Genomic DNA, 15,376 nt, shown 5'->3' on the forward strand with positions numbered 1-15,376 from the left:
CTTCATACGTTCGCCCCGAAAGCTGTTGATGGTTTTAAATCCGGACTATTTCCTCCGCACAACCACATATACATGATGTTTTCGCGGGCTGCCTTTTCTATGCGGCGGCTAGAAAACGTTTTATCAGCATAGGCATAAACGATCAGTTTGGTCATCATGACGGGATGATAACTCGAACGTCCACCTCCCGGATATTTAGCTAAAAGAGGTTCCAGATTCATTTGATCGATAGCAGAGTTTACCACTCTGACCATATGATTGGGAGGAATAAGACATTCCAAATCTATTGGTAAGCTCAGTTGATTCTGATTATACTCTTTAAAAACAACTTGGTTATGTACTTTTTTTACCCGGTTTTGACAAGGAGAAAACACCTGCCTCATTCGTTCTTTCCTTGTCATAATTATACCATTTTTCTTCCGAATACGCGGAGAAACCGCCGAAATCTAATGATTTCTAGCGGTTTCTCTCGGCTGTGTTTTCACACAGCCCCTGTGTTTATGGAAGAAATGAAAGATGTTGGGTCCCACACTGCAGGAGAAGGCGTTACGGGACGCAATGTGAGAGCTTTTTGACACGGCACAAATTCTGAATCTTTTGACAAGGAATTTAGAGATTTGTGGCGAATTCTTATTTATTAAGGATCGTTGAGGAGTTTGATGGATGAAAAAGAAGTTATTTTTATATAAGACAGCAGTTGTAACAACAATCGGTACCGTTCTTCTCGTATCTTCGGTTATTCCAGCTCAAGCAGATGATTTGCACCAACAGTTAATTCAATCACAGAAGCAAGTTGAGTCATTAAATGGGACATTGAGTGCACAAAAGGATAAAGTTTCCAAAGCAACGACACAAGTCTTAGGCTTAAAGCAATCTGTTCAAGTTTTAAATGACAGTATTGCTCAACAACAAAAGTTATTAAAGCAGGAGCAGAGTCATCTTCAGGATTTAGAAAAACAACAACAGAAACTTGAAGATCAACGTCAGGAACATGTAAAAGCTTTGGGGCAGTACGTAAAAAGTAATTATGAAGACGGCGTAACGTCTTACGTTGCAGTTTTGCTTAATGCTACCAGTCTATCGGATTTCATCGACAGGGCAGAGCAGGTTAAAATGATCGTAGGATCTTATAGTAAAATTCAAAGTGAAATAGCCACTCTGAATAAGTCCTTAGATGGCCAAAAGCAATTAATAAATCAAAAGAAAATGTCTATTCAATCAACAATCCAAGAAAAAACACAGTCGCAGCAGACTGTTCAAGTGGCTTTAGCCAAGCAGCAGCAAATTCTTTCACAGTTAAGTTCAGAGGAAAAAGCAACGCTTACCCAATCCGTAAATGCAAAAGCAAAAGTTAACAGGATTCAACAATTAATACAACAACAAGAGATCGAAGCTGCCAATGCTGCGAGAGACCCAGGGGCTATTGGGCGGGGTGATACCGGTGGGGTATCAGAGACAGTTGCTGTTTCCGGCGGCGCAGGGCAAATCATAAGCTACGCTTCTCAATTCATGGGCATTCCTTACGTCTGGGGAGGGACATCTCCGTCTCCGGGATTTGATTGTTCGGGATATGTTCAATATGTATATCGTCATTTTGGCATTTCCTTAAGTCGTACTTCTGAAGGACAGTTTACAAATGGAGTAGCCGTTTCCAGATCCGATTTGCGTCCGGGGGATTTAGTGTTTTTCCATACTTATGCCTCTGATGCATCACACGTTGGGATCTATGTTGGAAATAATACAATGCTTAATTCTTCTAACGGCGGTGTTTCTTACGATGATATGACAAATTCATATTGGTCTGTACGTTACTTAGGAGCTCGACGAGTTATCGCTCAATAAATAATGTAACACGCCTTAAAATTCAATGAGATCGTTAATACTAATTTGAATTTTGATGGCGTGTTGTTTTATATAATCATAAGACTTCCACTTCTTAAGTGGGAGCGGGAGTTGAACAAATTTGAAATAATATTTGTTGCAGCTCCTTTCCTATAATTGTGACAATAATAGGAAGCATGTCTTTTCTGCGATTTATGTTATAATTAAGCTTATACTTAATATTTAGTTAATAGTTGAGTTGGTCATTATTAGTTGTCAATCAATAGGCTGATAGGATTAATTATCGAAGGGGGATACGTTTGAGAGTACTCGTTATAAATCCAGGGTCGACATCGACGAAAATTGCGGCTTTTGAAAACGAAACATGTCTCTGGAAAACGGGAATTGATCATCCGGCTCAAGAAATTGAAGGTTTTGCTCGGGTTGGAGACCAATATGAATATCGAATTGCAGCTGTTTTGAAAACTCTGGCCTTAAAAGGTGATGCCCTGGAAACGTTTAACGCTATAGCGGGACGAGGGGGCTTGCTTGCTCCCCTAATAGGCGGCACTTATTTTGTAGATGATAACCTTGTTCGCGTCTTACAGGATGCACCGGGCGGAGAACACGCATCGAATCTCGGAGGAATTATTGCTTACCATCTTGGTCGGCGGATTAATGTACCAGCTTTTATTGTTGACCCAGTTGCTGTTGATGAAATGGAGCCTCTTGCACGTTTTTCCGGGCTGCCGGAATTACCTCGTATAAGTCTGTCACATGCCTTGAACATGAAAGCTGTTGCCCGTAAGGTTGCTCGTCAGATAGGAAAAACTTATCAGGAAGTCAATTTTATTGTCGTCCATTTAGGTGGAGGAATTTCTGTAGCCGCTCATTATAAAGGCAGGATGATTGATGTTAATAACGCCAATAGTGAAGGCCCCTTTTCTGTGGATAGATGCGGTACTTTACCTGCTTATCAACTTGTAAAACTCTGTTATTCAGGTAACTATAGTGAACAGGAAATGCTGAACAAAATTACTAAAGAAGGCGGCATGTTTGCGTATCTTAAGACAAAAGATGCCCGTGCGGCGGAAAAGCGGATGAGCGAAGGTGACTCTCAGGCAAAATTGGTATTAGAAGCACTTTGTTATCAAGTTTCTAAGGAAATCGGAGCTATGGCCGCTGTAATGGCTGGTGACGTGGATCGAATCGTATTAACCGGAGGGCTTGCTCATTCACAATTCATCACTTGTGAAATCAGTCGACGAATAGCTTTTATTGCCAAGGTAGAAGTGGTTCCTGGCGAAGAAGAAATGGAGGCCCTGGCTTCAGGAGCTTTGAGAGTTTTAAAGGGTGAAGAACAGGCGCTGGTTTATCAGGCATAAATTTATGGCATGAACCTTTGGACTGAAAATGGAGTGATAACATTGCGGTATTCCGGGTTTGAGTCCCTGCTTGAAAAAGCAAAAAGTATGGGGCGGACGAAAGTTGCTGTTGCTGCCGCTGCTGATAAAGACGTTTTAGAAGCAATTAAACTTGCCGAAATAGAAGGCCTTATTTCTCCTCTTCTGATCGGGGACGCAGAAGTCATTAAACAATATGCCGCGGAAATAGAATTCAGGTTAGACCAGATAGAGCTAATCCATGAACCAAATCCTATTAATGCGGCCCATAGGGCAGTAGATGCTGTCATTGACGGACAAGCTAGTTTTTTAATGAAAGGCTTAATTAATAGTTCTGATTTTCTTCGGGCAGTTTTAAGACCGGAAAGGGGGCTGAGAACAGGCCGTCTGCTCAGTCATATGGCTGCCTTTCAAATACCGGGTTATACCCGCTTGCTTTTTGTAACGGATGGCGGAATGAATATTGCTCCGGATTTAAAACAAAAGAAAGAAATTTTGGAAAATAGCCTATTGTATTTACATGGGATTGGAATGGAATTGGTCAATGTTATTGTTTTAACAGCCAATGAAGTTGTAAATCCTAAAATGCCGGCAACCGTTGATGCTAAGACATTAGAAGAAATGAACCTAAACGGAGAGTTTCCTAATGCTGTGGTGGAAGGTCCTCTTGCCCTCGATGGTGCAGTCAGCGCAGCTGCCTTAAAGCATAAAGGAATTTCTAGTAGGATTAATGGTAATGTTGACTTGTTTTTAGTACCATCGATTGAAGTTGGAAATGTCTTGGGAAAGTCTCTGGTCTATTTCGCAGGCGCAACGATGGCCGGAATTATCCTGGGCGCTCAAGTTCCCATAGTTTTAACGTCACGAAATGATACTCCAAGAAGTAAACTAATGGCCTTGACGATGGCTGCCTTAAGTCAAAAAGGACAGAGGTTGTCCTGACTAAGATCAGTCGACTAACTTTAACTGGGAGGGTAAGAGTACGTCAGAAATAAACCTACTTGATCGCAGGATTGTAGTTTTAATGGGAGGATATGGTGCCGGCAAAACTCAGTTGGCCATAAATTTGGCGTCCCAATGGGCAAAAAAGAATCAACGAGTATCTTTGGTAGATCTTGATTTGATTAATCCTTATTTTCGTTCGCGGGAAGCTGCAATTCCTTTAGAAAAAGATGGGGTTGAAGTGATCCGTCCACAAGGTGATTTAGCGTTGGCTGAAAATCCCTCTCTAACTCCCCAAATTGAAGGCTCCTTAAGAGATACAAAAAAAAGGGTTCTCCTTGATGTTGGGGGGAATGAAACCGGTGCAACAGTAGTTGGACGATATCATACCTTTCTGGAGAAAGAGGATGTCACTGTTCTTCAGGTCGTAAACGTGTTTCGCCCCTTTAGCAGTACTCTGGAGGAAATTGAGAACTTGAGACGAGACATGGAATTAAAATCGCACCTGAAGGTTCAAGGTTGGATCAATAATTCTAACCTGCAAGAATGGACGACAGTAGAAGATTGGCGTCAATCTGAAGAACTTATTCACGAACTGGAGGCTCAAACTAAGATTCCAAAGGTTGCCTGCGGTATGAATCCGCAATGGGCTGAGAAAGTGGGCCTTCCATGGGAATCTGATTGGATTCCGGTTCAGCGGTTCTTAAACCTTGGTTGGAAAACTTCAGGGAAACGTTCATCTACCGAGTAAAGGAGCATTCCTGTAGTAGGAAAAAATGAGCTTTGTCAAAAAGAAGACCTCACGTTACAATTTGAAAGGACTGTTGGCCAACAGAATCCAATCAAAATAACGGAGGTCATCCCAAATGAATTTTACACAAAACGAGAAACTAAAGCAACTTTCTGAAAGAAGTATTGTTATCGGAGTGGACATCGCCAGCGAGCTTCATTACGCCAGGGCTTTCGACTGGCGAGGAGTAGAGCTGGGCAAAGTATTCAAGTTTGAAAACAGTGCTGAAGGATTCAGGGATTTCTATGCATGGATTGAACGTTTAAAAGGTCAAGCACAAAAGGACTGCATAGTGGTAGGCGCAGAGCCAACCGGCCATTACTGGTTCGGCCTGGCATCATATCTAAAAGAGCAAAGCATTAAGCTAGTCCTCGTAAACCCATTCCATGTAAAGCGTAGTAAGGAGCTTGATGACAACCACCCCAGCAAAACGGATGCTAAGGACCCCAAAACAATTGCTAAGCTGGTCATCGAGGGGAGATACAATGAGCCCTATATCCCGGAGGGGATCTATGCAGAACTGCGAATAGCGATGGCTTGCAGAATGCGCATCCAAAAGGAAATGAGCAGTATAAAAAATCGCATTCAGAGGTGGCTGAAAATCTACTTTCCCGAGCATGAAACGGTGTTTGGAAAGTTTGATGCGACAAGTAGCATGCTGGTTCTGCAAGTTGCCCCGCAACCTAGGGATATCAAAAGACTTGGAGTAGAAGGAATAAACCGAATTTGGAGAGACAACAAGTTGAGAGCAGTCGGAATGAAAAGGGCTAAGAGCCTGTATGAAGCTGCTCAGAAGAGCATTGGTTGCACCGAAGGAGAGTCTTGTTCCCGAATGGAAATTCAGCTATTACTCCAAGACTATCACACTAAAACAGCACAATATCAGGCAGTCATAGAAACCATCGATGAGTTGTGCCGTCAGATACCAGAAGTAGCGAAGTTACTTGAAATTAAAGGTGTTGGCCTTGTTACCGTGGCAGGCTTTCTCTCCGAAGTTGGAGATATTAGACGCTTTAATTCTCCAAAGCAGATCCAAAAGCTTGCGGGCTTAGCCTTACGAGAAAGCAGCTCAGGTAAGCACAAGGGACAGACCACGATCAGTAAGCGCGGCCGCGCACGACTGAGGGCAATCCTATTTCAAGCAGTGATGCCGCTAGTCGCAAAAAACGCAGAGTTTGCAGAGATACACAACTACTACACAACAAGGATCAAGAATCCCCTGAAGAAGAAACAATCACTAATTGCCTTAAGCTGTAAACTAATTCGGGTGTTCTATGCAATATTAACAAAAGGTACAGAATACGATCCAGAAAAGCTAATTAAGGACATTCATCGTCCAGTTGAGCATTTAGCAGCGTAATTAGAATAGCAGCGAAACCATAAGAAACAAACGATCTGTGGGTTAAAGCGTCACCACAGAAGCGAGCAATCCAGGTAACCTAGCAAAACAAAAGAGCTGGTAGTCAGTCGCATATTTTTCCATTAGAGCAAGGACTCGGTAGAGGAGCATAACTGACACCCAATCATGGATAGGTGGAACGAAGGAATTTAGGGCAGATTTATAATCTTGACCCTGTTAGACATGGGAGGTTTACCACCGTGAGAATCATGGGTTTACAACGGCCAACATATCCACAAATAGTAGACGTTGGCTTTGCCATATCCAATTTCTCCGAATTAGACATTTTATGCGAATTCTATCCGTGGTGAGCTAATTTGGTTAGCTAGGAATTCTATGAAAATACGAGATATCTAAAGAAAATATCAAGATATTATAGGGAGGAGAGTTTATGAAGAATGTCGTTAAAATTAACGTGGAACGCTGCAAGAGTTGTGGCCTTTGTGTCCATACTTGTCCTAAGAAAATTTTAAAGATCGGTGACAAGGCAAACAGTAAGGGCTTTTATGCTGTAGAAATGACCGATCAAAGCCTATGTATAGGTTGTGCTTTTTGTGGTTTAATCTGTCCTGATTTGGCTTTGGAAATTTATCGTGAGGAGAAAGGAGAGTGAGTCTGGTATGGCAATGTTAATGAAGGGAAATGAAGCAATCGCCGAAGCGGCGATTCAAGCGGGCTGCCGTTTGTTTTATGGGTACCCGATCACTCCTTCAACAGAAATTCCGGAATACATGTCCAAAAAAATGAAAAGCTCAGGAGGAACCTATTTACAGGCTGAGAGTGAAGTGGCAGCCATAAATATGGTCTATGGGGCAGGAGCGGTCGGTGAACGAGTCATGACAGGAACCTCAAGCCCTGGCTTTAGTTTAATGCAAGAAGGGCTTTCCTATTTGTTTGCAGCAGAAATCCCTTGTGTTATTGTCGATGTTATGAGAAGCGGACCGGGATTAGGCGGCCTAGGCCCTACACAAGCAGACTATTTTCAACTAACAAAAGGCGGCGGTCATGGAGATTACCACAGCATCGTTTTAGCCCCCGCATCCGTTCAGGAAATGGTGGATTTAACGAAAGAAGCTTTTGATATCGCAGACTATTATCGGAATTTAGTGATTGTCGCTGTCGATGGAATTTTGGGACAAATGATGGAACCGGTGGAGTTTCCCCCTTATCAAGGCAGAAAGCTAAGTCCGAAAACCTGGGCAGCCAGCGGGGCTGAAGGGCGGCCTAAAAATAATGTAATCAGTTATTATCTTACTCCGGATCTGGGAGAATCGGAAAATCTTCGCTGGGGCCAAAAAATATCTCTGATGAAAGAATCTGAACAACGATTTTCTGAGTATCTCATGGATGATGCCGAATTTGCATTTGTGGCCTTTGGGACAAGTGCCCGCATCACGGAAACAGCTGTGGACATGTTGCGCGAAGAGGGCTTAAAAGTTGGTCTCTTTCGGCCCGTTTCTTTGTGGCCTTTCCCGGAAAAAGGTCTTTCAGCACGATTACCTCAAATTAAAGGCTGGATGAGTGTAGAACTCAGTTCTGGTCAAATGGTGGAAGACGTAAAGCTGATCGTAAACGGTCAAGCTCCAGTTGGCTTATGCAAACGTCAAGGGGGTATGACTCCCGAGCCGGAAGAGGTTGTTGATGCCTTTAAGAAACAAATGTTAGGGAGGGGACAGGGATGAAAACGATTTTTGCTAAGACCTCAGGTCTAACCGAACGACCCTTTCATTATTGTCCAGGATGTACTCATGGGATTATTCATCGCCTGATCGGTGAATTATTGGAAGAAATGAATCTAATTGAAAAGGCGATAGGCGTAGCTCCTGTGGGCTGTGCCGGTTTTTGTGAAAACTACTTTTCTTGTGATATGATCGGTGCTGCGCACGGGCGTGCAGTTGCGGTAGCGACAGGAGCCAAAAGAGCCCGTCCTGATCGTTTTGTCTTTACCTATCAGGGAGATGGTGACGGTGCCTCCATTGGACTTGCTGAAACGGTATCTGCAGCCGCCCGCGGCGAAAAGATAAGTTCCATTTTTGTCAATAATGCCATCTATGGAATGACAGGAGGGCAAATGGCCCCAACTTCTCTGGTAGGACAGAGAACTTCAACTTCTCCGTATGGTCGAGATGCGGTAACGATGGGTTTCCCTTTGGATCTTCCTAAGATTTTGACCCAAGTTGAAGGAGCAGTTTATGTAGCCTCGGTCTCTGTGGAAAGTCCGCAAGCCATTAAAGAAGCCAAAAAAGCTCTTCGAAAAGCCTTTCAAATTCAGCTGGATGGTTTGGGATACTCTTTTGTCAGTATACTTTCCACCTGTCCTACGAACTGGGGTGTCGATCCGGTCGAAGCCTTAGATTGGTTAACGACAAAAATGAAACCCCATTTTGCCTTGGGTGAGCTGAAAACTCCAGCACTGGAAGGGGGGAGCAATCCATGACTTCTGGAATAACAAAATATTTATTCGCGGGATTTGGAGGTCAAGGGGTTTTATTTATCGGTAAAGTTATGGCTCAGGCCGCTATGCTCGCAAAGCGTCAAGTTACCTGGATTCCTGCTTATGGACCGGAAATGCGCGGCGGGACTGCTAACTGTTCGGTAATTATCTCCAATAAGCGGATTGGTTCTCCGACTGTGGGTAAACCTGATATAGCTCTAGTTATGAATGAAGCGTCCTATCAAAAATTTATTGCCAGCGTGGTCCCTGGCGGAACCTTATATGTAAATTCCTCAATCGTGCCGGATTTGCAGGGCAGAGACGATATTAAAATTGTTCGCGTTCCGGTTAATGATATTGCTCATGAAATAGGAGAGGCGAAGGTCGCCAACATTGTGATGCTGGGAGTTATACAAGCCTTGACTCCAACTCTTGAGGATGAGATTCTAATTAAGGCACTGGTTGAATTGGCGGGTAAAAAACCCGAGCTAGCCGACTTGAATTCCAGAGCTTTCAAAGCTGGGATTGAGTATGCTCAAAAACATTTTTAAATGATGACTTTTTAAAATTAAACAAATTACAAGTAAAACAAAAAATTAAGCAAGTCCTCCAATTGTATCAGTAGTTAAATTGGAAGGCTTGCTTTTTAAGTTGCTTTGTATTTTCTTTATACAATAATCCAGATCAAATATTTTAAATACGGTCTCGCTTTTATTATGATTCTTGTTCCTTGGGATTGGCAGTAATCTCTTTTAGACGACCCGTTTTGCGGGCTGCGTCACGGAGCAAATATTCCATATGGGCATTGACACTTCGAAATTCGTCAGCAGCCCATCGCTCTAGGACGGCATAGAGTTTAGGATCTATGCGAAGCAGAAATTGTTTCTTACTCATGGTTATCCACATCCGATGCTCCTAAATTAACACGCAAGGATTAAGAATACACTGTTCCGGTATTTACGACGGGTTGAATAGAACGTTCAGAAACTATGGATACTAGGAGATTGTTAACCATTGATGCTTTGCGCTCATCATCAAGATTTATGACGCCTTCTTTTTCAATTCGTTCGATAGCCAGCTGCACTAAGCCAACAGCCCCTTCAACAATGATTTGGCGAGCTGAAAGAATCGCAGAAGCTTGTTGACGCTGTAACATTGCCCCAGCTATTTCTGTGGCATAAGCCAGATGGGTTAGACGAGTTTCGCTGACTTCAACTCCAGCGAGGATGAGCCGCTGTTGAAGTTCTTTCATTAATTCATCGGATACCTCCTCCGGATTCCCGCGTAAGGAGATATCATCACTTTCGAAATTATCATAAGCATAGCGAGTTGCGATATGGCGTAAGGCGGTTTCACTTTGGATTTCCACAAATTGTTCATATTTTTCCACGTCGAAGATGGCCTTTGCAGTATCAACTACTCGAAAAACAACAACGGCTGCGATTTCAATCGGGTTCCCTTGGATATCATTTACTTTTAAAGTTTTACTGTTAAAGTTGCGAACCTTTAAGGAAATGCCTTTGCGTGAGGCCAAGGGAATACTTAGCCAAAGCCCTGGTTTACGAATAGTGCCAAGGTAATTCCCGAAAAATACGAGGGCATAGGCTTTATTTGGTTGTACGACAATAATCCCTGTTCCCAATATAAGAGCTGCGATAAGGAGCACAGTCCCAATAAAGTTTTTTTGGATTATTAGGGCGATTCCTCCAATTAAAAGGGCAAGCATACAAATTAGCGCCAGATACCCGTTGACAGCCCAAGCCTTTTTCTCAAACATAGTGATAAACCTCCTTAAACTAGGTATGGATACCTTAGAATCTTTTTGCATCGAATGTCTCTCGATACCAATATGATATCACTTTTATATAACAAGATAAAGCCTTAATTTTATTCACTCTAATAAATGGAAGAATTTAAGCGAGAGATAGTCCAGAGAAAGAGGATTAATAATGACCATAATTGGTCATTTTATTATCGTTCAATCAATGGGAAAACGAACAAGAAGAAAGGAGTCATTTAAATGACCCAGGCTAAATCGCCAAAACCGACCTTTCCGGCTCAGCAACAAGAACAGCAACCTGGCCTCGAAACGTTAATGAATCCATTACCTTTGGCTGAAGACCCGGCTTATAAAGGCAATGGCAAATTAAAAGGAAAGATAGCTATTATAACAGGCGGAGACAGTGGCATTGGAAGGGCAGTCTCTATAGCCTTTGCCAAGGAAGGCGCTGATATTGTCATTGTTTATTACAATGAACATCTGGACGCGAATATTACGAAAGCCCGAATCGAAGAATTAGGAAAACGCTGCTTGCTTTTAGCCGGCGACATTGGCGATGAATCGTTTTGTCAAGGGGTTGTAAATACTACACTTCAGACCTTTGCTCAAATAGACATTTTGATAAATAATGCCGGAGAACAACATCCTCAAAATAGTTTGCTTGATATAACAAGCAGTCAGCTGGAGCGTACATTTCGCACAAATATATTTGGCTGCTTTTATTTAACTAAGTCAGTATTGCCTCATCTTAAGCCTGGAAGCAGTATTATCAATACGACTTCGATTACGGCTTATGAAGGGCATGATCAACTCATTGATTACTCCGCTAGTAAAGGAGCCGTGATTTCTTTTACTCGTTCGCTTTCGGAGTCTCTTTGCAAATTGGGAATCCGAGTTAATGGCATCGCCCCGGGTCCAATCTGGACTCCCTTAATTCCTTCTACGTTTCAAGAGGAACAAGTAGCCGTCTTCGGCAGTACGGTGCCGATGCAGCGAGCAGGTCAGCCGAAGGAATTAGCTCCAGCCTATGTGTTTTTAGCATCTGAAGACTCTTCATACATTTCTGAGCAAATTATACATATTAATGGCGGTACTATAATAAATTCTTAATTTTAGTTTAATTATCATCCGGATAAGGCTAACCAGTGATGATCTGGCGATACAGCTTATCTTCGGATGATTTTTTTGTGACAAAATGAGCTTAAAATTGTGACTTAAATCACATAACGTTTAAACTTTTATTTGCTATAATAGTCTAAGATGTTCACAGGACACTGATCACCGAAGCTCCGTTCAGCTTGAGCTGAACGAGTTTAGTTTAGAAATGAGGGGTTCCATGTTTTCAAAACTAAAAAACCTAATATCATGGAGACATGGTGTTCAATTGTTCTTTGCGCTTGTAGTTGCTTATATTGGTATTGACTTTATCCTGTTTGTAAATCAGTTAACAAAGAAGTCATTGGCAGTTATAAATAGACCGCCGGGAGTAGAGGCCTTTTTGCCTTTAAGTGCTTTGGTTGGACTGAGGGCATGGTTGGCAACCGGAAGATTCGATCCTGTCCATCCGGCAGGGTTAGTAATTTTTCTGATAATCCTTGTAACTTCCCTTTTGTTTAAAAGAACCTTTTGTTCCTGGATCTGTCCAATAGGAACCCTTTCTGAGGGACTGGGAAAGATAGGACGAGCTCTATTCGGCCGAAATTTTAAAACACCAATTTGGCTTGATTTTATCTTGCGTTTTTTGAAATATATTCTCCTTCTCTTTTTTCTGCTGGCCATTTTTTGGGGAATGAGTGGGACAGATGCCGCTTCCTTTGTTCAATCACCGTACAATAGAATATCAGATATCATGATGCTCGAATTTATGGAACATTTATCTATTGTTGGCTTGTCAGTTTTTGGAGTTTTGGCATTGCTTTCGGTTATGATTGAAAATTTTTGGTGTCGGTATCTTTGTCCTTATGGCGCTCTTCTGGGGTTGATTAGTTTTCTGAGTCCAGTCAAAATTACTCGAAATCAAAATACTTGTATCGAATGTGGAAAATGTTCGAAAAGTTGTCCGAGTCGGATAGATGTTGCCCATGAAAGTCGTGTCTTTTCTCCTGAATGCACGGGCTGCCTTAATTGTGTTCAACAATGTCCCGTTAAAGATACATTAACCTTGAAGACATCTTGGGGAAAGAAAACCCTTGCCATTCCTTTGCTCACAATAGCTATCCTTTGCCTTTGGTTTTTAGGCATCGTTGTTGCTAAACTGACAGGTCATTGGGGCTCTGATATGACTGTAGAAACCTATAGGCAATTGTTGTTTATGCTTTAAACAATCCATTGTATTATCTAGGCAGATTATAATATAATCATAATAAAGGATTAGGCAATGCTCGACAGTACCGCACCTTGACTGTTGAGCATTATTTTTTAGTATTCATCCTATTCATATTTTGAGGAATTCCTGAATAGTATTTTTGTTATAAGACTAGCTGATAACGACGGCTTCGACAGAATAAATAGAATGTTATCTAAAGACTGAAAATTGAGGCTTAATTTCTTGTCCAAAAAGAGGTATAATATGATTTAAGTGGCAAAGTATGTACATGAATATCGAGGAAAGGGAGAGGAACTAGGAGATGGAAAATAAGTTCAAAGAATCACTACTCGACAAAAATACATTGTCAGTAACTTGGGAGCTTGTCCCGGGAAGAGGTGCCAATGAAAAGCCCCAGGAAGTTGCTATTGCCTCAGCTGAACAAGCTGCTAAGGGAGGGAGGGTACATGCTCTAACTATCACAGATAATCCAGGGGGTAATCCGGCAATCCTAGCTGATTATTTGGGAATGGATATTCTGAAACTTGGGATAGAGCCTCTTGTACACTTTACTTGCAAGGATAAGAATCGAAATCAAATGGAAAGCCAACTTTATGCTTTAGATAGAGCTAATATCCGTAATCTCTTAGTTATGACTGGTGATTATCCGGTATCCGGATTTAAAGGACGCCCGAAACCTGTCTTTGACCTTGATCCTATAAATGCACTTCAACTTATTACGGATATGAATAAGGGCTTAGAAATTCAAGGCATGAAAGTACCAATTTATCACAAAGCAAGTGATTTTTTTGCCGGAGCGGCAGTTTCTCCTTTTAAAGCTACCGAGGCTGAACAAATGGTTCAATATTATAAAATGAAAAAGAAAATTGCCGGTGGAGCGCAGTTTATTGTCTGTCAGCTTGGTTATGATGCCCGAAAGTTCCATGAAGTTTTGCAGTTTTTAAAGGTTAACAACTATGATATTCCTGTAGTCGGTAATATCTATATCTTACCCTATGGTGCTGCGCGAATTATGAATCAAAACCAATTACCGGGATGTGTTGTAACCGATAAATTGTTAGCTGAGCTTGAGGCCGAAAAAGGTGCCCCGGATAAAGGGGTTGGAGCACGTATGCTGAGAGCGGCCAAAATGTATGCTGTTATGAAGGGAATGGGCTTTGGCGGTGTGCATATTGGAGGACATAATATCAAATATGAACAGGTGGAGTATATCATTGATCAAGGGGAAGAACTAAGCAAAAATTGGCAGGATTATATTCGTGAATTCGACTATCCACAAAAGAATGGTTTCTATTGTTTCGAAAAAGACGAGAAGACAGGTTTAAATAGCGATCGTCCAACGAATCGTGCTAACCTGCCCCTGGATGCGCCTGTGAATTTTGGTTATACCATGATGCGTGGTATGCATGCCTTGATGTTTACTCCCAACAAAAAGTTATTCCCTGTCATGCGAAGTTTTTACCGTGCAGCAGAAGGAAAGAAAAAGAGAGAGAAACGTCTGCATGCTCTTGAGCATATTGCCAAAGTTGTTATGCTTGATTGCAAGGACTGCGGAGATTGTGCAATGTTTGATATAGCCTATTTGTGCCCGATGTCACAGTGCCCTAAAAATCAGCGTAATGGTGCATGTGGAGGAAGTTTAAATGGTTGGTGCGAAGTATTCCCAAATGAGAAAAAATGTATTTGGGTAAGAGCTTATGCCAGACTTAAAAAGTATGGGGAAGAAGCCAATATTGATGTTCCTCCGGTTCCCCCAGCCAATTGGGATCTGTATCAGACTTCTTCTTGGTCTAATTTCTATTTAGGGAAAGATCACTCTGCACCTATTTTAGGAATAAAGCGCCCGGAAAGTAAGGTTCCACAGACAAAGAAATAATTCTGGCAACGTATGGAGGGTGTTTATGGCAACGGGAGTCATAAAAAGCGGCATTTGCGGCTTTACAATAACCGTTAAAGCAGTGAGCGGGGGCGATGAGCATGTAAAATTGGAAATAACGAGTGATTGCCCAAATTTCCAAAAAATAGCCCCTGAATTAACAGAAGTCGATGCTTATCAAGAAATGTTTCATAAACTTCACACTGGGAAAGTTTATGAAGTGTTTGCCAAATACAGCCCACACCCCAGCTGTCCTGGGCTTTCGGGGATTCTTAAGACAATTGAGGTTGCTTCCGGTTTAGCTCTTCAACAAACTGTAAGCATAACTATTTCCAAAGAAGAATAAAAAGCGCGCTCCTTACTTGTAGTTTGATAATCATAGTAGGGAGCGCTTTTATTTTAAAGAGTCTTTAACGAACTGAATCTAAAAAAATGAATCGTAAACTTGTCCAGTTAAAGCTGAACATCGGTGCTCCGGTGACGAAAGTGTCCTGTGGATAGTTTCGCCGAAAGCGCCTATCCAATAACAAATGCCATCGCGCTGAAGGATGGATTCTACCTTCACCGAAAAATACGAAGGAATAGTAACCGTCATTATAGAGGTG

15 protein-coding genes and 1 pseudogene are annotated in these 15,376 nt (G+C 42.0%); 13 read left to right on the top strand and 3 right to left on the bottom strand.

Annotated elements, in window-relative coordinates; translation table 11 throughout:
- A pseudogene (locus tag DEAC_RS13205) lies at positions 1–363 on the bottom strand (transposase); the annotation flags it as partial.
- A gap of 300 nt (positions 364–663) precedes the next feature.
- Here DEAC_RS13205 and DEAC_RS13210 point away from each other — a divergent pair.
- From DEAC_RS13210 to DEAC_RS13250, 9 genes are all read left to right on the top strand, one after another.
- Complete coding sequence (locus DEAC_RS13210; protein ID WP_047810549.1) at positions 664–1,842, top strand: C40 family peptidase; 1,179 nt, start codon at positions 664–666, stop codon at positions 1,840–1,842.
- A gap of 299 nt (positions 1,843–2,141) precedes the next feature.
- Entirely contained in the window at positions 2,142–3,206 is a 1,065-nt protein-coding gene (gene buk, locus DEAC_RS13215) for a butyrate kinase (RefSeq protein ID WP_047810550.1), read from the top strand.
- A gap of 42 nt (positions 3,207–3,248) precedes the next feature.
- Positions 3,249–4,166: a bifunctional enoyl-CoA hydratase/phosphate acetyltransferase gene (locus tag DEAC_RS13220; RefSeq protein ID WP_200903138.1), complete on the top strand. Its 918-nt coding sequence runs from the start codon at positions 3,249–3,251 to the stop codon at positions 4,164–4,166.
- 82 nt (positions 4,167–4,248) lie between these two features.
- Positions 4,249–4,917, top strand: a complete 669-nt coding sequence (locus tag DEAC_RS13225) for a hypothetical protein (RefSeq protein WP_053006434.1) — start codon at positions 4,249–4,251, stop codon at positions 4,915–4,917.
- A 115-nt stretch (positions 4,918–5,032) separates the two neighbouring features.
- Entirely contained in the window at positions 5,033–6,316 is a 1,284-nt protein-coding gene (locus DEAC_RS13230; RefSeq protein ID WP_047808144.1) for an IS110 family RNA-guided transposase, read from the top strand.
- A gap of 430 nt (positions 6,317–6,746) precedes the next feature.
- Positions 6,747–6,968: a 4Fe-4S dicluster domain-containing protein gene (locus DEAC_RS13235; RefSeq protein ID WP_047810552.1), complete on the top strand. Its 222-nt coding sequence runs from the start codon at positions 6,747–6,749 to the stop codon at positions 6,966–6,968.
- A 7-nt stretch (positions 6,969–6,975) separates the two neighbouring features.
- Positions 6,976–8,037: a 3-methyl-2-oxobutanoate dehydrogenase subunit VorB gene (vorB, locus tag DEAC_RS13240; RefSeq protein ID WP_047810553.1), complete on the top strand. Its 1,062-nt coding sequence runs from the start codon at positions 6,976–6,978 to the stop codon at positions 8,035–8,037.
- On the top strand, positions 8,034–8,792 hold the full coding sequence (locus DEAC_RS13245; RefSeq protein ID WP_047810554.1) for a thiamine pyrophosphate-dependent enzyme: 759 nt from the start codon (positions 8,034–8,036) through the stop codon (positions 8,790–8,792). Before vorB ends, DEAC_RS13245 begins: the two co-directional genes overlap by 4 nt.
- Positions 8,789–9,340: a 2-oxoacid:ferredoxin oxidoreductase subunit gamma family protein gene (locus DEAC_RS13250; protein WP_047810555.1), complete on the top strand. Its 552-nt coding sequence runs from the start codon at positions 8,789–8,791 to the stop codon at positions 9,338–9,340. The genes DEAC_RS13245 and DEAC_RS13250 overlap by 4 nt, the downstream gene beginning before the upstream one ends.
- A gap of 163 nt (positions 9,341–9,503) precedes the next feature.
- Here the strand turns inward: DEAC_RS13250 and DEAC_RS13255 are convergent, their stop codons facing one another.
- Positions 9,504–9,683 (bottom strand): type II toxin-antitoxin system antitoxin, encoded by a 180-nt coding sequence (locus DEAC_RS13255; RefSeq protein WP_200903134.1) that lies wholly within the window; start codon positions 9,681–9,683, stop codon positions 9,504–9,506.
- A 40-nt stretch (positions 9,684–9,723) separates the two neighbouring features.
- Positions 9,724–10,566 carry an SPFH domain-containing protein gene (locus DEAC_RS13260; RefSeq protein ID WP_047810556.1) on the bottom strand — a complete coding sequence of 281 codons (843 nt, stop codon included), beginning with the start codon at positions 10,564–10,566 and terminating at the stop codon, positions 9,724–9,726.
- 243 nt (positions 10,567–10,809) lie between these two features.
- Here DEAC_RS13260 and DEAC_RS13265 point away from each other — a divergent pair, with 243 nt between their 5' ends.
- The 4 genes from DEAC_RS13265 (at position 10,810) to DEAC_RS13280 (ending at position 15,117) form a co-directional block, all read left to right on the top strand.
- On the top strand, positions 10,810–11,679 hold the full coding sequence (locus tag DEAC_RS13265; RefSeq protein ID WP_047810557.1) for an SDR family oxidoreductase: 870 nt from the start codon (positions 10,810–10,812) through the stop codon (positions 11,677–11,679).
- A 226-nt stretch (positions 11,680–11,905) separates the two neighbouring features.
- Complete coding sequence (locus DEAC_RS13270) at positions 11,906–12,889, top strand: 4Fe-4S binding protein (RefSeq protein ID WP_053006435.1); 984 nt, start codon at positions 11,906–11,908, stop codon at positions 12,887–12,889.
- Positions 12,890–13,196: 307 nt separating this feature from the next.
- The gene (locus DEAC_RS13275; protein ID WP_047810559.1) at positions 13,197–14,771 is read left to right on the top strand and encodes a methylenetetrahydrofolate reductase C-terminal domain-containing protein; all 1,575 of its coding nucleotides are present in this window, start codon (positions 13,197–13,199) and stop codon (positions 14,769–14,771) included.
- A 25-nt stretch (positions 14,772–14,796) separates the two neighbouring features.
- Positions 14,797–15,117, top strand: coding sequence for a DUF6951 family protein (locus DEAC_RS13280; protein ID WP_047810560.1), 321 nt, complete (start codon positions 14,797–14,799; stop codon positions 15,115–15,117).
- Positions 15,118–15,376: the final 259 nt, after the last annotated feature.

Source organism: Desulfosporosinus acididurans, assembly GCF_001029285.1.
GTDB lineage: Bacteria > Bacillota > Desulfitobacteriia > Desulfitobacteriales > Desulfitobacteriaceae > Desulfosporosinus > Desulfosporosinus acididurans.